Origin of the sequence: Pseudidiomarina salilacus (assembly GCF_047323925.1) — a bacterium.
Taxonomy (GTDB): domain Bacteria; phylum Pseudomonadota; class Gammaproteobacteria; order Enterobacterales; family Alteromonadaceae; genus Pseudidiomarina; species Pseudidiomarina salilacus.
The window spans coordinates 1875499-1894609 of record NZ_CP178751.1 but is presented as its reverse complement, the minus strand read 5'-3'; the positions used below and the strand labels follow the sequence as shown (position 1 = coordinate 1894609).

General features: G+C 48.9%; 14 protein-coding genes. 10 read left to right on the top strand and 4 right to left on the bottom strand.

Annotated elements, in window-relative coordinates; genetic code table 11:
- The first annotated feature begins 8 nt into the window (after nucleotides 1–8).
- Together purE and ACJ8W9_RS08980 are read left to right on the top strand one after the other, a co-directional pair.
- A complete protein-coding gene (gene purE, locus ACJ8W9_RS08985) occupies nucleotides 9–503 on the top strand; it encodes a 5-(carboxyamino)imidazole ribonucleotide mutase (protein ID WP_411359755.1) in 495 nt (164 codons plus the stop codon).
- Complete coding sequence (locus tag ACJ8W9_RS08980) at nucleotides 500–1585, top strand: ATP-grasp domain-containing protein (protein WP_411359756.1); 1086 nt, start codon at nucleotides 500–502, stop codon at nucleotides 1583–1585. The genes purE and ACJ8W9_RS08980 overlap by 4 nt, the downstream gene beginning before the upstream one ends.
- On the opposite strand, the gene ACJ8W9_RS08975 is transcribed toward ACJ8W9_RS08980, so the two are convergent.
- Both ACJ8W9_RS08975 and ACJ8W9_RS08970 read right to left on the bottom strand, forming a co-directional pair.
- Nucleotides 1568–2224 carry an alpha/beta hydrolase gene (locus ACJ8W9_RS08975; protein WP_411359757.1) on the bottom strand — a complete coding sequence of 219 codons (657 nt, stop codon included), beginning with the start codon at nucleotides 2222–2224 and terminating at the stop codon, nucleotides 1568–1570. The two genes, ACJ8W9_RS08980 and ACJ8W9_RS08975, sit on opposite strands and share 18 nt — an antisense overlap.
- Nucleotides 2221–2826 (bottom strand): DUF502 domain-containing protein, encoded by a 606-nt coding sequence (locus ACJ8W9_RS08970; RefSeq protein WP_411359758.1) that lies wholly within the window; start codon nucleotides 2824–2826, stop codon nucleotides 2221–2223. The genes ACJ8W9_RS08975 and ACJ8W9_RS08970 overlap by 4 nt, the downstream gene beginning before the upstream one ends.
- Nucleotides 2827–2878: 52 nt before the next feature.
- Here ACJ8W9_RS08970 and ACJ8W9_RS08965 point away from each other — a divergent pair, with 52 nt between their 5' ends.
- The gene (locus ACJ8W9_RS08965) at nucleotides 2879–3439 is read left to right on the top strand and encodes a glutathione S-transferase family protein (RefSeq protein ID WP_411359759.1); all 561 of its coding nucleotides are present in this window, start codon (nucleotides 2879–2881) and stop codon (nucleotides 3437–3439) included.
- A 26-nt stretch (nucleotides 3440–3465) separates the two neighbouring features.
- Complete coding sequence (locus ACJ8W9_RS08960; protein ID WP_411360891.1) at nucleotides 3466–5634, top strand: prolyl oligopeptidase family serine peptidase; 2169 nt, start codon at nucleotides 3466–3468, stop codon at nucleotides 5632–5634.
- A 54-nt stretch (nucleotides 5635–5688) separates the two neighbouring features.
- Here ACJ8W9_RS08960 and ACJ8W9_RS08955 read toward each other — a convergent pair whose 3' ends face one another.
- On the bottom strand, nucleotides 5689–7779 hold the full coding sequence (locus ACJ8W9_RS08955; RefSeq protein ID WP_411359761.1) for a diguanylate cyclase domain-containing protein: 2091 nt from the start codon (nucleotides 7777–7779) through the stop codon (nucleotides 5689–5691).
- Nucleotides 7780–8009: 230 nt separating this feature from the next.
- Between ACJ8W9_RS08955 and ACJ8W9_RS08950 the strand changes: the two genes are divergently transcribed.
- Nucleotides 8010–10166, top strand: a complete 2157-nt coding sequence (locus ACJ8W9_RS08950) for a S9 family peptidase (RefSeq protein ID WP_411359762.1) — start codon at nucleotides 8010–8012, stop codon at nucleotides 10164–10166.
- Nucleotides 10167–10252: 86 nt separating this feature from the next.
- Here ACJ8W9_RS08950 and ACJ8W9_RS08945 read toward each other — a convergent pair whose 3' ends face one another.
- Complete coding sequence (locus tag ACJ8W9_RS08945; protein ID WP_411359763.1) at nucleotides 10253–10969, bottom strand: YebC/PmpR family DNA-binding transcriptional regulator; 717 nt, start codon at nucleotides 10967–10969, stop codon at nucleotides 10253–10255.
- 139 nt (nucleotides 10970–11108) lie between these two features.
- On the opposite strand from ACJ8W9_RS08945, the gene ACJ8W9_RS08940 reads away from it, so the two are divergent.
- The 5 genes from ACJ8W9_RS08940 (at nucleotide 11109) to ACJ8W9_RS08920 (ending at nucleotide 19096) form a co-directional block, all read left to right on the top strand.
- Complete coding sequence (locus ACJ8W9_RS08940; RefSeq protein ID WP_411359764.1) at nucleotides 11109–11984, top strand: MBL fold metallo-hydrolase; 876 nt, start codon at nucleotides 11109–11111, stop codon at nucleotides 11982–11984.
- A 7-nt stretch (nucleotides 11985–11991) separates the two neighbouring features.
- Nucleotides 11992–12921 carry a YeiH family protein gene (locus tag ACJ8W9_RS08935; protein WP_411360890.1) on the top strand — a complete coding sequence of 310 codons (930 nt, stop codon included), beginning with the start codon at nucleotides 11992–11994 and terminating at the stop codon, nucleotides 12919–12921.
- Nucleotides 12922–12930: 9 nt separating this feature from the next.
- Nucleotides 12931–13707, top strand: coding sequence for an EAL domain-containing protein (locus ACJ8W9_RS08930; protein WP_411359766.1), 777 nt, complete (start codon nucleotides 12931–12933; stop codon nucleotides 13705–13707).
- A gap of 167 nt (nucleotides 13708–13874) precedes the next feature.
- Nucleotides 13875–16088, top strand: coding sequence for a glycosyl transferase family protein (locus ACJ8W9_RS08925; protein ID WP_411359767.1), 2214 nt, complete (start codon nucleotides 13875–13877; stop codon nucleotides 16086–16088).
- Complete coding sequence (locus ACJ8W9_RS08920; RefSeq protein ID WP_411360889.1) at nucleotides 16076–19096, top strand: NfrA family protein; 3021 nt, start codon at nucleotides 16076–16078, stop codon at nucleotides 19094–19096. Before ACJ8W9_RS08925 ends, ACJ8W9_RS08920 begins: the two co-directional genes overlap by 13 nt.
- Nucleotides 19097–19111: the final 15 nt, after the last annotated feature.

Sequence of the window (19111 nt, the reverse complement as noted above, 5' to 3'; positions counted from 1 at the left end):
AGCAGCGCATGGCACCTGTACTTATTCTAATGGGCTCACAGTCTGATTGGCCGGTAATGCAACACGCCGCAACAATGTTACAAGACCTCGGCGTAGAGTGGCGCGCTGAAGTTGTGTCCGCTCACCGCACCCCCGATTTATTGAAATCTTCAATGCAACAGGCAGAGCAAGACGGCGTTCCAGTAGTGATTGCTGGCGCTGGTGGTGCGGCGCACTTACCTGGCATGTTGGCGGCTTATACGGCAATTCCAGTGTTGGGCGTTCCGGTACCAAGCAAACAATTGAAAGGCCTTGATAGCCTGTTGTCGATTGTGCAAATGCCAAAAGGTGTTGCTGTGGGTACTTTAGCGATTGGCCAAGCTGGTGCTGCGAATGCTGGGTTGCTGGCCGCGCAAATCATCGGTACGACCAACGCCGATGTGCGCGCAAAAGTAAATGCATTCCGCACCGCACAACGCGATAAAGTCATGAACGGTCCAGATTTGGAGTTGCCTGACGCATGAAGCTATTGTTCTCGGGTGACGGTCAACTAGGTCAAATGTTGGGTGCCAGTGCGATCAGTCATGGCCATGAATGCCTGCTGTACAGTACCCGCATCGAAGAAATTAAACCGCTGTCGGCCCAAGTGAGCTTGCCCTGGTCGTTGCAAGACGCAGTGGCTTGGGCTGATGTGGTCAGCTGGGAACATGAAGCGATTCCTGCCAATGTTATGGCGGCGGCACGCGATAAATTTTTGATGGACCCTGCGCGTATTCAAAGTTTGACCGACCGTCGTGCTGAGAAAAAACTCTTCGACGACTGCCGTGTGGCAACCTCACCCTGGCAAAGTTACAACACGCCGAGCGAATTAGAGAAGATTTTACGTCAAGCACAACGCGGGGTGGTCATCAAGGCTGCTCGTGGCGGTTATGATGGCAAAGGGCAGTGGCGCTATCAGCCAGGCGATGACATCGCTGCTGTAGTGAGCGAAGCCGGGCAAGCGCCGGGCATCGTTGAAGATCTGATTCCATTCGTAAAAGAAGTTTCTTTGGTCGGTGCGCGTGCCAAAGACGGCAGTACCTGCAGCTATCCGTTGATCACCAATGTGCATCGCCAAGGTATTCTAAGTTACAGCCTCGGTGGTATCGACACGGTACCAGCTGCCATCGCCGCACAGGCTAAAGAGGCCTTCCAACGCCTTACCGACGCGCTCAAATACGTAGGTGTGTTCGCGATTGAGTTTTTTGTGGTGGGCGAAGGTGCGGATGCACAGTTGTTGATCAACGAAGTTGCCCCACGGGTTCACAATTCAGGTCATTGGACTATGCTCGGTGCAACCTGTAGTCAGTTTGACTTGCACATTCGAGCGCTGACTGGCATGCCATTGCCGCAACTGTCGATTGCGCCAACGTTGATGCTCAATGTGATTGGCGCACAACAAATTCCTGCCGGTTTATGGCATCACCAAGACGCCCAGTGCCATTGGTACAACAAAACGCCACAACCGGGTCGCAAAGTAGGCCATGTCAACATTCGCACTGCGAATCACGACACCGCCATGCAATGGGTTGAGCAGTGGGCCGATAACTTACAAGTGCTTGCTTAACCAGGTGTTGATGGCGGCGATTTGCTCGCCACAGACTTGGTGTTGCATTGCAAAGCTTTGGAATTCTGCTGGATAACCTTGGTCAGCCAACCAATTGTATGCGAGTTTACCTAGCGATTCGGGAACCACAGGATCTTGGCTGCCGTGTTGAATAAGAATGGGCAGGTCGCGATTGGCATCACTCAACGAGATACTTTCATAAGTCGCTAAATAGGTCGACAACGCCAACAAACCACCGAGGCGCTGTGAGTGGCTTAATGCTGTCTCATAGGCCACGGCACCCCCTTGTGAAAAGCCGGCAAGGATAATGTGCTCAGGTTTAACGCCGCGTTCTTGCTCGCGTTCTATCAGCTTACGGATTTCGGCCGCAGACGCTCGTAATTGCTCAGTATCTACTTTACGCTCAATCGACATCGATAGAATGTCATACCAAGCAGGCATGCGCATACCACCATTGATGGTAACTGGCATTTGTGGTGCGTGGGGAAATACAAAACGCACGTGACAGCCTGCTGGCGCCTGTAAATGTGGAACGATTGGAGCGAAGTCATTACCGTCTGCGCCTAAGCCATGCAACCAGATAACACTGCGGTTGGCGGTCTGTTCAGGATTGATTTCTACACAGGGTAAGTAACTCATTCACGCTCCCTAATTTTCTTTTTACCAAGGCCGCCACTGATGGTCAGTTGTAAGGCATCGGCCGGACTCATATCTAGCGGTTCAATACAGCTGCGCGGTACCATGACCATGTAGCCGCCGACATTGTAACTCATTGGTAAAAACACCGCGACGTTGTCATCATCCAGGGCTTCAGAGAGTTTGTCACCGCTAATTCCGCTTTTTTTCGTAACGATACCAATCAGTTTAAGCTCGCCCCCCGGCATGGTCACCATGACCACTGATTCTTCAGCAAAGTTTTTGCCCGACATCATTTCGAACACATCGTTAACCGTGCCGTAAAGGCTATTAAGCAATGGCATTTTATCCATAAGTTTGCCGGGTAATGCCCACAGGCTATTCATAAAGCCCCAGCGCGTGCTAAACCCAATTAGCGCTGCTAGTAGAATGAAACTGATGAAAGCGAGGCCCGGGAAATAATAATCCTCACTAAGTAAAACGATCCAGATAGGGCGTAGCCACGTTTCGATGGTGACTAACAGCCATTGCGCCAGGGCGATGGTCACAATAATTGGTAACAATATCGCAAGGCCTTTAAGTAAATACTGTATGGCTTTTTTCATTATGCTAATCTCTTTGCAGTTTGGTCTAGCTTAGCGTTTTTCAGGAACCGATATGAAACTATTTGGCAGTTATACTTCACCATTCGTGCGCCATTGTCGCATTGTCTTGGCGCAACATCAGCACAACTACGAGTTTGTTCCAACAGACTACACTCAGAGTGCGCAGCAAACGCCGACAAAACGGGTACCTTACTTTTCTCATGATGGCCTAGAATTGCATGATTCGTCGTCGATTTTACGTTATCTTCGCAGTTTAGCGGGCGAAGGTTTCTGTGAGGACCCAGCAACTTTTGATCTCTATTGCACGATCAATACGGCGTTAGATGCTACGGTAAACATCTTTATTCTAAGTATGGATAACCTCACCGCTGAACAAGTACCTTACTTGGCGCGCCAACAAGATCGTGTGAGTGCGATACTTGATGACTTAAATAGTCGCGAGTGGGGTCAAGTTGATGAAAAAAATGACGCACATCTGCGGCTGGCATGCTTTTTAAGCTGGGCACAATTTCGCAACCGCATTGATATTCAGAACTGGCCAAATCTACAGCAGTTCTTGGCGGGCATGAATCAGCAGGCTTGGTTCGCAAATACCCACCCGGCCTTAAGCTAATAACATTAAAATAGGGGAGAGAATCCATGAAAAAATGGTTATCGGTGCTGAGCGTAGCCGTATTAGCGGCTTGTTCACCACAAGAACAGGCATCGAACGATGTTGAATTGAGCAAAGAAGCGACGATGGCAGCAAATCAGTTAACCTATCCAACCACGTTCCGCGGTAATGTCACCGACAATTATTTTGGTACTGTCGTTGCAGACCCCTACCGCTGGCTTGAAGATGATCGCAGTGTTGATACTGAGGCTTGGGTACAAGCACAAAACGAGGTGACGTTTAAGTACCTTGAGCAAATTCCCTATCGTCAACAAATCGAAGAGCGCTTAAGTTCCATGTGGAACTATGAAAAAGTAGGTGCTCCTTTCAAAGAAGGCGATTACACCTACTTCTACAAGAATGACGGTCTACAGAACCAGTACGTGGTGTACCGTACAGATGCTGAGGGCAATACTGAGGTCTTCCTTGACCCCAATACGTTCAGCGAAGATGGCACGACCTCTTTGGCTAGTTTGAGCTTTTCAAAAGATGGCTCAATCGCTGCGTACGCAATCTCTGAAGGCGGTAGTGACTGGCGCAAGATCATCATTATCGATGTCGAAACCAAAGAGCAGCTTGAAGATCCGATTGTTGATGTGAAATTTAGCGGTATTTCGTGGTTTGGCAACGATGGCTTCTACTATTCAAGCTATGACAAGCCAGAAGGCAGTGAGTTGTCAGCGAAAACTGACCAACACAAGCTTTACTATCATAAGCTGGGTACTGCGCAAGCGGATGATGCCGTCATCTTTGGTGGTAGCGAAGCAGAAAAACATCGTTATGTTGGCGGCTACGTTTCTGAAGACGACAACTACTTGTTCATCAGCGCAGCTAACTCAACATCAGGGAATAAACTGTTCTTGAAAGATTTGAGTAGCCCAGACAGTGAATTTGTTGCTATTACCGACACCTTTGATGGTGATACTTCAGTGCTAGACAACAAAGGTTCGAAGTTGTATTTAGTGACTGACCTCGATGCGCCGAATAAGCGCGTAGTAACGGTTGATGCAAGAGCTCCGGAACCTGCTAACTGGCAAGATTTTATCGCCGAAACTGATAACGTATTAAGCGTTGGTACCGGTGCCGGTTACATCTTTGCTGAGTACATGGTCGACGCGATTGCCAAGGTCGAGCAATACGACTACGACGGCAACAAAGTACGTGATGTTGAGTTGCCAGGCGTGGGTAGCGTGAGCGGTTTTGGTGGCAAAGACGATGCTGAAGAGCTGTATTACACCTTCACCAATTACAATACCCCAGGCACCATTTATAAGTACGCGCCGGCAACTGGTGAATCGGAAGTTTACGAGCAGTCAAAAGCTGATTTCGATAGCGAAGCCTATGAGTCGAAGCAGGTGTTTTACACCTCTAAAGACGGCACTGAAGTACCTATGATCATCACCTACAAGAAAGGTCTTGAGCTTGACGGTACTAATCCCACCATGCTGTATGGTTATGGCGGCTTCAACATCAGCTTGACCCCTTCGTTTAGCATCACCAACGCGCTCTGGCTCGAAATGGGTGGTGTTTATGCGGTGGCCAACCTGCGCGGTGGCGGTGAATATGGTAAAGCATGGCACTTAGCCGGTACGCAGCTTAACAAGCAAAACGTGTTTGATGACTTCATTGCAGCAGGTGAATATCTGATTGACCAAGGCTATACCTCAAACAACCGTTTGGCGGTTCGTGGCGGCTCAAATGGTGGTTTGTTGGTGGGCGCAGTGATGACGCAACGCCCAGATTTAATGCAAGTTGCCTTACCAGCGGTCGGTGTACTTGATATGTTGCGCTATCACACCTTCACCGCAGGTGCAGGCTGGGCTTATGACTACGGTACCGCCGAAGATAGCGAAGAAATGTTTGAGTATTTGTACGGCTATTCACCAGTCCACAACGTTGAGCAGGGAGTGAGCTATCCGGCAACAATGATTACCACTGGTGATCACGACGACCGTGTGGTGCCGGCGCACTCATTTAAGTTTGCGGCTGAACTGCAAGCCAAAGCAGGAGGTTCGAATCCGCAGTTGATTCGTATCGAGACCAATGCGGGTCATGGTGCAGGTACGCCGGTATCGAAAACCATCGAACAGTACGCTGATATCTACGGCTTCACGCTGTGGAACATGGGTGTGAAAGAGTTGGAAGAGCTGCAATAACAACTGTGCAGTTAACGCAAAATAATGAAAGCCTCGGCGCATACCGAGGCTTTTTTATGCGCGCTGCGGACCGTGCAAGGTTACCGCTGACACATAGTTATCTTCTATGGCGCGGGCTAAATCCGTATCAAGGACTTTGTGCGCCTGCTCAAAAGGGACGTTCAAGCTGACAATGCCCCAAGCCTGATTGCGACCATGAACTTTGCCTGCGTAAAGGGCTTTATCGACTAACTGAAGCGTCGCTTCCCAATCCATCTGTTGCTGATTAAGGTCGGCAAACGGATAACTTATAAAACCAGCCGTACAAGTGATGTGAATTTGCTTACCATGCTCGGTTGTTACCGGCTCATTGGCAATTTGCTGCAGCAAACGCAAGACAAAACGGGGGAGTGCATCATGACTGGTGTCAGTTAAATAAATCAAGAACTCCTCACCACCCCAACGAATGACCTTGTCGTTATCACGACAGATAGCAAGTAAACGATCGGCAACGGCTTTGATGACTTCATCGCCGGCGGCATGGCCGTGATGATCATTGATGCGTTTGAAGTGGTCGATATCAATCAGCACCATGGCATCGGAACGCTCTTTAGGGTGCGCCTCTTGGCGTTGCAGTTCTTGTTGCATCGCGCGACGATTGAGGAGCCCCGTGAGCGGATCACGAATAGATTGGTCGGCAAGTTGAGCGTTAGCGCTTTGTAGCGCTAAATTGGAGCGTTTTGCCGCACGATATAAATAAAACGCGAGCACTGAGAGTAGTAGGGCAACGACCGCACCAAGAATCAAAATAAGCTGACGCTGGCGCTCGTTTTCAAGCAGTTGTGCGTTTAGGTCGTTTTGTTGCTCAAGTAGCTCAATCTGTTGCGCCTTATCTTGCGAGTCATACAAATTTTGTAGTTCGGTAACGTTTTTTTGTAAGTTGGTATTAAATATTTCTTCGCGCAGCGCACGCTGCTTAAGTAATACTTCATTTGCTTGTTGATGGCGTCCCGCCATTGTCAGCGCTTCGGCAAACTCACCAAGCAAAGGTTCAAATTCGCTGTCTAACCAGGTTTCGCTGGCCTGCTCGACAACACTTTGCATGGCATTCAAGCCTTCATCGAAGTTGGCGAGATGAACTTGAATAAAGCCCAAATTGAAGCGAATCATTTGTTCAGAAATGACGTTATTCTGTGCCTCGGCCACAGTTAATGCCTGCTGCAGAATTTGAATGCCAGACTCAAAACGCTCGGTACGGATCGCCAAATCACCCAAATTATTCAATACCGTAGACTCTAGGGCAGACCATTGGGGATCGTCGTTGATCTTACTCTCTAAGGCTGTATAGATTTCGAATGCGCGATCGTATTCTTCCATCATCGAATAGACATAGGCACGTTGAAATTCGATTTCCGGCATAAACATGGCTTCTAAGCCCGCTTGCTGGACTGCTTCAGTAGCTTCATCTAAACGTGCTATAGCTTGATCGTAGCGGCGTTGTTGCGCATCAATGGCGGCAACACGCAGACTTAAATGGGTACGGCGAACCTGAGTTCGTTCATCATTGGTCTCATCGACGGCTTGAGCGGCTGCTATAAGGTGCTCAAATGCCCGTTCAGGCTGGTTTTTGGCGGTATAAACACTGGCGATGAGGTTGTGTACGAAATAACGCACCCGCGGCAATTGTGCTTTTTCCAATGGCACAATAGCGGTGTTCAACAAGGTGTAGGCTTCAGTTAATTTGTTTTCAACTGTCTTAATGAGTATCCGCGTACCAGCCGCTTCCGCAATAGCATCTGGTAACGCGCTGGTGATTGCCAGTTGCTGTGCCTCTTCGAGTTGTTGATAAGCCAGATCGATATCGCCTAAATAGGCATTTGATAGCGCGATGTAGGACATCAGACGGACGCGCGACATTGCCGGTGTTTGCGCATCAACGGTTTGCTTAAGCGCCAGCATTTGTGTACGCATTTCTTCTTCTGACAAATTGTTATTGAGCATAGTGTCGAGTTGCTGCTCGACACTCGCATCTAGAACAGGCGCCTTGTTTTCGTCACTTTGCACCAGCACTTCTTGTTGCCAGAGTGAGGCATGCGCAGCATCAGCTACCACTAGGAAATAGCTGAGTACAGTGAACATGATAGAGGTAGCTGTGAATGGGCGCACAGAAGTCCTTCGCGTCTAAAAATTATGCAATAACTTACCTTTGTGGTCGGAGCAGTGCAACTAATTTCGGTGAATGCTTAATATAATTCATGGCATGTTTGTATGTTATAAAAAAATCAAAATAAAGGTTGGCGCGGCGTGTCGTTGGATCTTAGCGGCTAAAGCGCTTGACCAGGCTCACAAAATCATCAACAGTTTGATGGCATACTAACTCTAACAGGGTAAAGACCATGTATTTGACCAAGCCTCTTTCAAAATATGCACTAACGGCACTTGCTTTCTTTGCATTATCAGCGTGTCAGCCGGCACCAGAAACAACCCCATCGGACGTCTCGCAAAGCGACGCGCCAGTTGCTAAGCGTGAACCCTATACTGTTGTGTCACCGCACGGAGAACGCGTCGACTATTATTATTGGCTGCGTGATGATGAGCGCAAAGATCCTGAAGTTTTAGCGTATCTAGAGGCTGAAAATGATTATTACGATGCCTATCGCGCCGACTATCAGGCTGTTACTGATGAAATTGAACAGGAAATTTTGGCTCGTGTGAAGCAAGACGATAGTAGTGTTCCTTATCGTCGCGGTGACTACATGTACCAAACAGTCTACGAGACGGGAAAAGAGTATCCGATCTACACCCGAACGCCTGTTGATGGCGGCGACGCTGAAACGATTCTTGACGTGAACGAGCTGGCCGAAGGCAAACCATTTATGCAGGTCTCGAATCTGCAAGTCAGTCCAGACCAGAATAAAGTCGCCTTTGTAGTTGATGACATGGGCCGTCGCCAGTACGAACTGCAAGTCAAAGACCTGACCACTGGCGAAGTTGCTGCGACTGGCATTACAGGAATCTCAGCGGCGATTGCTTGGGCCAAAGATAACGAAACCTTGTTTGTGATTGAGAACGATCCGCAAACCTTGTTATCGAAACGCGTGATGAAATATCAGTTGGGGTCACCAGCAGATAGCGTCGAAGTTGTCTACGAAGAGCAAGACAATACCTTTTATATGTGGGTCGATAACACCACCGATGGTGAATATGTCGTTATCAACTTAGATGCGACGGTATCTGACGAAATGCATGTACTCGATGCTGACACTCCAGATGGAGAGTTTCAGGTGTTAGCGCCACGTGAGCGTGACTTCAAATACTCTGCTGATCACATTGATGGCCGTTGGATTATTCTGACTGACCTGAATGCGCCGAACTTCCAAGTGATGCAAGTCGAGGCCGACAAAATTGGTGATAAAGCGAATTGGGAACCTTTGGTCGCCCATGATGAAGCTGTATTCATTCACAATATTTCGGTGTTCAAAGATTATTTAGCGCTTAATCAACGTCGTGAGGGCTTGCGTCAAATTCGTGTGGTGCCTTGGGCGGAGCCCGACACCAGCTATGTCATCAGTGCCGATGAAGCAACCTACGTGATGACATTTGCCACTAATGTTGAGCAGGATACCAGCGAGTTGCGTTACAACTATACGTCATTGGTAACGCCAACCGTCACCTACGCGTTTGATATGGCAAGCCAAAAACGTGAAGTCCTCAAAGAAACCGAAGTACCGAACTACGATGCGACGCAATATGCGACATCTCGTACCTGGGCAACGGCTGATGATGGTACGCAAATTCCAGTATCGTTGCTGTATAAGAAGGACTTCAAACAAGATGGTACAGCGCCACTTTACCAGTACGCTTATGGCTCTTACGGCTCTACCTCTGAGCCTTGGTTCCGCCAAAGCGTGTTTTCACTTGTTGACCGCGGTTTCGTTTATGCCATTGCGCACATTCGTGGTGGCCAAGAGATGGGGCGGCAGTGGTACGAAGACGGTAAAATGTTTAATAAGAAAAACACTTTTACTGACTACGTAGATGTGACTGACCACCTAGTTGCCGAACAATATGCCCATCCTGATAAGGTCTTTGGTATGGGTGGTAGTGCCGGTGGTTTGTTGATGGGTGCAGTGGCAAACTTAGCGCCTGAAAAGTATCGTGGCCTTGTTGCTCATGTTCCATTTGTGGATGTGGTCACCACCATGCTAGACGAGAGTATTCCGTTGACCACCAACGAGTTTGACGAGTGGGGCAACCCGAAAAACAAGGAAAGTTATGAATACATGCTTTCTTATTCGCCGTATGACCACGTTGAAGCAAAAGAGTATCCGGCAATGCTCGTGACTACAGGTCTGCATGATTCGCAGGTGCAGTATTTTGAACCTGCGAAGTGGGTCGCGAAACTACGCTACACGCAAACCGGAGACAATCCGTTAATGTTCCGTACCAATATGGAAGCTGGGCATGGCGGCGCGTCAGGGCGCTTCTCACGACTCAAGGAAGTTGCTGAAGAATACGCGTTCATTCTGGATTTACTAGAAGAAGAAAACTAATCGTAGCCCGTACTTCTGGTACGGGCCGAACAGGCATCCGCGGTAATGCTAGTCGTTAACATTACCGCGGATTTTTTTCCGCGTTTCTACCATTCTGCGTTGTGATAAACGTTTTGCACGTCGTCACAGTCGTTGAGCATATCGAGAAACTTTTCCATCATTGCTACGTCGTCGCCACCAATGGTCGTCATGATCTGTGGTAAATACTGGACTTCGTCTACCTCAAACTCGATGCCTTCGAAGGCTTCTTGCAACGCCACTTTGGCTTTATGTGATTCGGTATGTGGCGCAAAAACTGTCAACTTACCGTCTTCAACTTCAATATCAGAAACATCGACGTCGGCCATCATGAGTGCTTCTAGTACCGCGTCTTCGTCGTCGCCGGCGAAAGCGATAATGGCACAATGATCGAACATGTGCGCAACGCTACCAGGGGCACCAATTTTCGACTTGGTTTTCGTGAAACAGTTGCGAACTTCACCGAAGGTCCGTGCAGGGTTGTCGGTCAAACACTCGACCATCACCATACAGTTGCCGGGACCAAAACCTTCGTACACCGCAGGTGCGTAATCTTCGCCCGCGCCACCTTTCGCTTTGTCGATGGCTTTTTCAATGACGTGCGCCGGAACTTGGTCTTTCTTTGCGCTGTCGATAAGGCCACGTAATTGCAGATTCGCGTCGGGGTCAACACCACCCTGTTTCGCTACCACGTAAATTTGACGACCGTATTTGCTGTACACTTTACTTTTTGCCGCCGCTGTTTTTGCGATCGACTCTTTGCGGTTTTGATACGCGCGACCCATAGTGAACTCTCATTTGTAAACAGAAAGGCGCAATTTTATACGCAGAAGGTGTTGTGATCCAGTTTAACTCTTGTACCGAATAACGTATTTTAGAAGTGTCTAATTTAATAATTTGCATAATCAAGTAGGAGAAATGGCAATGAATGCAACAAGCCAAGCTCAAATCACGCCGTTTTTGGACCCTGACAGCGAAACTTTCAGCTATGTCGTGGAAGATCCCAGTAGCAAAAAAGCGGTCATCATCGATCCGGTACTCGATTTCGATTACAAATCAGGCCGCACTGCAACTCATGGTCCGCAACGCCTAGTCGACTTTGTGAAAGCCCATGACTTGCAAGTCGAGTGGATTTTAGAAACGCACGCGCATGCCGACCATCTCTCGGCGGCACCTTTTGTCAAGCAACATGTGGGTGGCAAGATTGCCATTGGTAATAAGATTTGTGAAGTACAGCAAATCTTCAAAGACGTATTCAACCTAGAGAAAGAGTTTCTGCCAGACGGTCAGCAATTCGATCATTTGTTTGCCGATGGTGAAACCTTCACGGTTGGCAGTTTACACTTTCGTGCACTGCATTCTCCGGGTCACACCCCGGCGGATATGGTATACGTGCTCGATGAGCAGAAAGTGTTCGTTGGCGACACTTTGTTTATGCCGGATGTTGGCACCGCGCGTTGTGACTTCCCTGGTGGCAGTGCGACGACTTTGTACCGTTCTATCCAGCAGTTGTTAGCGATGCCGGACAGCACCGAATTGTATATGTGTCATGATTATCCGCCTGAAGGTCGTGATTATCAGCATAAGACCACCGTTGCCGAGCAAAAGGCGCACAGCAAACATGTGCGTGATGGCGTGAGCGAGCAAGAGTTTGTGAAAATGCGTGAAGAACGCGACGCTACACTAGAAATGCCGCGGCTGATCTTACCTTCGATTCAAGTAAATATTCGTGCTGGTGAAATGCCGCCCGCAGATGACAAAGGTAAAGTATACTTAAAGCTACCTATTAATCAGCTTTAAGGGCTCTATGCTCGCTAAATTGTACGTCAGTGCGATTGCTATCATTGCTGGGGTTGGAGTGCTTAGCTCGCCTTATGCGCTGCTTCTTGGTTTTATTGGCGCAGGATTTGGGTTATCTCCCAAGCACTTCAATCCAGCACAGTGGGCAAAACGTCTACTGGGCGTCGCTATTGTCTTATTAGGCTTTGGCGTGCATCTGCCGAGTGCTATGCAGGTCACCGGTGCTGCATTAGGGTTGATGGTGATTTCTATGGTCGCCACGCTTGTTTTGGCGTTATTGCTAGCGAAAGCGATGCGCCTGGAGCTTAGTACTGCACACTTGATTGGTACAGGTACGGCAATTTGTGGCGGCAGTGCCATTGCTGCGGTCGGACCAGCGATACGCGCACGCAGTGACCAAATGGCGCTCGCTTTAGCTGTAGTGTTTATTCTTAACTCGGTTGCTCTTCTCGTCTTTCCATTGATCGGTAGATTACTTGATTTGGACCAGCAGACGTTCGGCTTATGGGCGGCGATTGCGATTCACGATACGTCATCTGTCGTAGGTGCCGCCGAAGCCTTTGGCGATGAAGCGCTACAAATCGCGACGACGACCAAATTAGCGCGGGCGCTATGGATTATCCCGCTGGTGCTGATTTCAGCATGGTGGTATCAGCGTTCTGCGCAGCAACAGAAACCTGTGCGTGTGAGTGTTCCTTGGTTTATTGTAGGATTTGTTGCAACAGCGGTGATTGCCAGTTACTTTAATGAGACAAGTTCAATTTTTAGCACCTTATTTGAGCTCGGCAAACGCTTACTGGTTTTTTGTTTGTTTCTAATTGGACTGAGTTTAACGTTAAAAAGAGTTCGTGCCGCAGGACTCAAGCCAATGTTGTTGGCGCTAATTCTGTGGTTTTTCATCGCAACGGGTAGTTTGTTGTGGTTGCTCAACTTATAAAGACAATAAATGACAATACCAGCATCAATTCGTCAGCAAACCTGCCGTGACTGCCTTGCCGGCAAAGATCTTGGCTTTAAGATCAGTATGGCATTTCAACCTATCGTCGATTGGCGACAACGGCGTATTTGTGCTTTTGAAGCACTTGTGCGTGGCTCCAATGGCGAAAGCGCTGGTTGGGTCTTCGATCAAGTGAACCATGACAATCGTTATTACTTTGACCAAGCCTGCCGGGTAAAGGCAATCGAATGGGCAGCGAAGTTAGGCTGCAAAAATTACCTGCACATCAACTTTCTACCTAATGCTGTCTACAACCCTGAGACGTGCATCAAGGCCACTATAGAAGCCGCAGACTTATACGACTTCGATCTAAACAAATTAGTTTTCGAGGTCACCGAAGGCGAGGAAATCATTAGTAAGTCGCACTTACAACGCATTTTCTCGAGCTATGCCGCGCGCGGTTTTCAGACTGCCATCGATGACTACGGTTCGGGTTATGCTAGCCATGAATGGCTGGTAGAGTTACGCCCGCATATCCTCAAACTCGATCGCAGTTTAATCATCGATATTGATCAAGATGAAAAGCGACAAGTTGAAGTCAAGCAAGTCATTGCACAATGTGAGTTACAAGGCACACGAATCCTTGCGGAAGGCATCGAAACCATTGCCGAACTCAAAACACTGGTGGGCTTGGGAGTAAATTTCGTGCAAGGTTACCTATTTGCTTATCCAGGCTTTCAAGAACTTCCTGATGTCGACTTTACCCAATTAGAAAAAATGTTATAGAACATTTTTCATAAATATGCGGTTCAACAGATAGTCAATTGTTAAAGATCATCTAAACTTAGTCAAAACACCATTGCATTTGACAGGGATAGTCAGCTCGACTATTCCTATTCTTTATTTGCAACTTTGCAACAATATTTTCAACTTTGAGATGACATAGGCTGTGTATGACTTGGTTTGACGTCTTCGTCTTGTACCTCTATGGATTGAAATGGTTAGCCATCTTCGTCATGGTCGTGCTGTTTCTATTCGGTCTCGACGACTTGTTTATCGATTTCTATTACTGGATCCGGCGGGTTTATCGCAAGCTGACGGTGTATCGGAAATATGATTACGCTGATCCCGATAAGCTTCTGAACGAACCAGAAAAGCCACTTGCTATCATGGTGCCTGCTTGGCAGGAAGTGGGGGTGGTCGATAAGATGGCGGCAAACGCTGCTGCCTCTTTGGATTATGAGAATTATCAGATTTTCATTGGTACCTATCCAAATGACCCCGAAACCCAAGCAGAAGTAGACCATGTGGTTGAGCATTATCCCAACGTCCACAAAGTCATTTGTGCCGAGCCAGGACCCACTAGTAAAGCCGACTGTTTAAATAACATCATTGCTTCTATTGTCGAATTTGAGAAGAAAACTAAAATTGAATTCGCCGGCTATATTTTGCACGACGCCGAAGACGTTATTTCAAGTATGGAATTGCGCTTGTTCAACTTTTTAGTTGGCCGCAAAGACATGATTCAGTTGCCGGTCTATCCGTTTCCGCAGCATTGGTACAATTTTACTGCCGCCCATTATTTAGATGAATTCGCGGAACTCCACGGCAAAGATATCGTGGTGCGTGAATCTCTCGCTGGCCAAGTGCCAAGTGCGGGGGTCGGCACCTGCTTTAGTCGTCGCGCGATTTTAAAACTCCTTAAAGAAGGTGATGGCTTACCTTTTGATGTGCGCTCGTTGACCGAGGACTATGACATCGGTTTTCGCTTGAAGAGTTGGGGTATGGAAGAAATTTTTGTGCGCTATCCGGTGAAAATGGAGCAAGCACAGCTGCGTGAACGCAGTGCTGGGGTGAGCAAGCGGGATGGTAATGTGGTATGCGTGCGAGAGTACTTTCCAACCAGCTACAAAGCTTCAGTGCGACAAAAGACCCGTTGGATTATCGGCATTATCTTTCAAGGCTCTCGTAAGCTGAAATGGACTAAAGATTGGAAGATTAATTACTTTCTGTGGCGCGATCGGCGCGGTGCCTTTGCCAACGTCATCAGTTTCATCGCAATGGCGTTGTTTATTCAGTTATTCATTATTTGGGTTGTCGAAAAAGTTTCACCGAGCACCTACCGGGTGTTATCGGTGTTCGATGATGAGCCGTTGATCGTATTTTTACTCATGGCTAACTTGTTCTTTTTGGTCAATCGCTTAGTTCATCGCTTTTATTTCGCTAAGCAATATTATGGTTGGTTCCAAGGCTTTATGTCGATCGTGCGCATTTTCTGGGGCACCTTGATTAACTTCGTAGCGAGTCTGCGCGCCTTGAAACAGGTGATTCAACATGGTGATCCACGCAAAGTCGCCTGGGATAAAACCTCACATGTATTTCCAGTGGTGGCGCCGCCGCGTAAACAGCCATTAGGTGGTATTCTTATCACCAATGGTAAGCTATCCGAAACAGAGCTTGAGCGGGCATTATTGGAGCGTCCAGCGGGAATTCGCTTAGGTGTGTATTTGGTAACCGCAGGTTTCGTTACGCTCGACGAGCTGAGTGAAGCGATTGCCGAGCAAGAGTATAGTTCTTTTCAAGCCTGTGATCCGTTTACGCTGGATCCGCTGTTGATTGCGACCTTACCCGCGGAACTAGCCTTCAAATACTCGATTATTCCGTTAGCTGAAGATGGCAAAACACTCATTGTTGGCCGTGAATACGCTTTGAGTCCGGTTGCTGAAGCCGCGATTAGTCGTCGATTGAAGCGTCCAGTGCGCGGCTGTGTGACCACCCAAGGTGCAGTCACACTCGGTCTGCGGTATTGGTATATGAACGACAAAGAAGCTGACCCGACGCCTTACCTACAACAGGCCCAAGAGGGTGGAACTTTGCAAGAAAGTGACATCAGACTGATGCGCGACGCCTACTTCATTCGCCAGTTACCCTTTGGTACTGCGCTAGTGCAATCACACGTCATTGATCCGGCGGTGATGGCACAGGTAATGATGGCATACGACCGTCGTAGCGAAGTGCGATTGGGTGATTACTTGGTCAGCGAAGGTATTATTTCTGATGCACAGCGCGATGAAGCTTCGGCTTATCAAAAGCGTCACCAGATCGAAATGAAAGAATTATTAGCAGAGGCGGTTGCAGGGCAACCGGGTATCACATGCGTATTTTAGGGTTTATCGCTGCGGCGACAGCACTTGCACCGCAAGCTATCGGCGATTCCATATTCAATGGTTTATCCGACTACGAGGAATTTCGGACCTATCCCTATGTCGATAAAGCCTATCGCTTGCAGCAAGAGGAACAATATCAAGCGGCATTAAAGGAACTTGATATCGCGATTAAAATTGCACCAGAGCACGTCGCCTTTTATGAGTATGCATTTGAACTCGCGCTTGCGGGTGAAGATTTAGCGCGAGCACAGATCTACTTGCAAGGGATCCCCCTTGAGCGCAAGGCGAATCTGCATCAGCGTATGTTACGCAAAGCGATTGCGCGCGAAGTGCCAGCAGCAACATCGATGCTTACCCTATTGCAAGGTGTGCCGGCCGCGCAGCAGCAAGAATTAATCGAACAGAGCCTCTATCAATTAGAACAAAGCCAGTCCAAGCAAGCAGCATGGCAATGGCTGGCGGCGCTACCGGTAGAGTTGTACACACCGGAATTACATTTAACTGCCGCGCGAGTAGCAGCTGATGTCGGTGAATTCAAAGCGGCGGCAGAGCAGTTTGCCGCCTATGCTAGCCATGCTGAACTGAGCTCAGAGCAAATTGCTGAGTTCGGCTATGTGCTAGTAGAGGCTAACGATGAAGCTGGCGCTTTTCGCTTAGCGCAGCGTTATCCAGAAGCCGCGGGCGGCGTCATTCGCGAGCTCGCCTACCAAGCATTAGGTCGCGATGATAACGCGTCTGCGAGTAAATATTTTGCTTGGCTGCAACAGCATGAACACTTGTCGTCTGCAGACGCGAAGCAATATTACTTCGTGTTGGAAACGGAAGGTGAGCTGGAGGCAGCCATGGCGCTCGCTGATGAAGCGCAAACCAGCTGTCTAGAGCAAGTCCAGCTGTTGTTGCGAATGGATAATCGCGCTGCTGCCGAACAGCGCTTTGTGAATTGTTCGGTGCGCGAAAATGCGGCGGTTTGGCTGACTTTAGCAGAGCGTCTGGAGCAGTTCGAGCTGGTGCAACGCACGGAGTTTTCCAACCCGGATCTGCAAGCACAACGTGTGCGCTTGTTAATGAATCACAATCATCAGCAACAGGCGTGGCAGCGCCAAGTAGAATTGCTTAGCGGACGAGCGGACAACGAGGCGGAGTTAACTTACTTGGCGATGGCCTACGATCGGCTCGGCGATGGTGCGAAGTCTGAACCGGTTTGGCGCGAAATTTGGCAGCGCTATCGTGATCCAGCTGCGTTAGAAAAAGCAACTTACTTGATGTGGCAACGTGGTGAATCTTCGCAGACCTTAGCTTTGCTGCACGAGGGCTTTGGTGAAGTCAACTTGGCCAGTGCGCCGGGTAAAGTTTTACTCTCGCGCTACATTAATATTTTGTACGGTGAGCCAGACGCGATTAGCGCTGAGCGCATTCAATTGCTAGCGGAGAATAACGCAGATCCAGTGGATGTTGCTGAGCTTTGGCGCTTACATGGGGACTGTGATGCAGCGCTTGCCGCACTGGAAAATGTCGGCCAACAACGTGGTATCCGTACCCGCGCGGAGTGTTTGATTGATCGTGACCCAGAAGCCGCCTATGCAGCCTTGCAAATGGCTATTGGTGAACAGCCTTCGGCAGGAGACTTACGTAGCTTAGCGGCATTAGCACAACGTGTTGGTGATGACCAAGCGGCAGTAGGTTATCTGCAACAAATTCCAGCGAGCGAACGTGTGGGTTCCGACGACATCGCTATTGCGCGCATGATGTACGATTTAGGCGATCTTGCGCAAGCCGAGACTGCGTGGCAGGCGGCAAGACAAGAGCAAGAACTCGATTGGTGGCTGTTGGGTGTCGATATTGCGCAAGCGCAACAGGACGACGACAAAACCTTGTTGTTACTTGAACGTGCGGACCAACGTTTTGATTCGCCATTGTTGGTCGAAGAGCGCGCCTACATTTACCGTAAACGCGGTCAGTTGGAGCAGCTTGAAGCATTGTATCGCGAAGCCGTCGCGACTTACCCAGATAACAAGCAGTTCCAAGCTGAATTGGCTTTTACGATCTATGAGCGCGATCCAGTAGAGTCGGCACCATACTTTGAGACGGCGTTGCGCGGCAACGAAGCGACTGCGCAAGTGAAGCACTTGCACCAAGCTGCGTTTGCTTTTGACTATGCGAATGACGCTGAAAAAACACAGCACTACGTGCGTGCTGCTATCGACAAGATGCTCGACGATCCTGATGCTGACGAGCTACAGTTACTGGAAGCTCAGCGTCTGCATCGCGATGTTTCAAGTCAATGGTCATTTAACCTTAGCGGTTGGGCCGGTGATAGCAGTCGTGCTGCGGTGGGCCAGGGGGTCGATGCGCAAGGCGACTACTTTATGCAGTTGCAAGCGGCTTATGCCTTTACCGAAGAGCAGAGCGGTATTGGTGGGCTAGGGGCGCAAATAAGCCTGTTGCAAGGCGGTGAGGATGACTTCTTTGAGACTCAAGAAATCGACCTAGGCGTTACTTGGCGGCCGACACTTAAAATGAACACCGTATTTGCGGCTGGTGTGCGGCAGCAACTCGATGGTGATGAAGAGCTGAAGCCGTACCTGCGTGCTTCGATTGATTTGCTTAGCCCATGGAGCCAAGGCAAATGGTGGAAGCCGCAGCAAGAACGTTTCTGGTATAACACTTTCTATCTGGATGGCATTTATTACCCGGAAGACGATCAACATGCGTTTTTTGGACGTATCGAGTCAGGCCCAGTGATCGCGCTCACGCAGACCCATTTGCAGACCCTGCGCGGCTATGGTTTCTTGCAGGCAGATACCTCAAAAGACCTCGCGGCTCTGGGTGATGCGAGCGATACCCGTGCCGGTTTAGGTGTCGGCTGGATGTCAGAGTGGTGGGCATCGGATTACAACGGGTACAACTTACAGATGGAGCTTGGTCTCGAATGGCAACATGTAGTCAACAGCGATTACGCCGAAGATGGCGACAACGCGGTCCTCATTCGCTTCGAGCTCTATTTCTAGGTCTGGTAGTTGGTG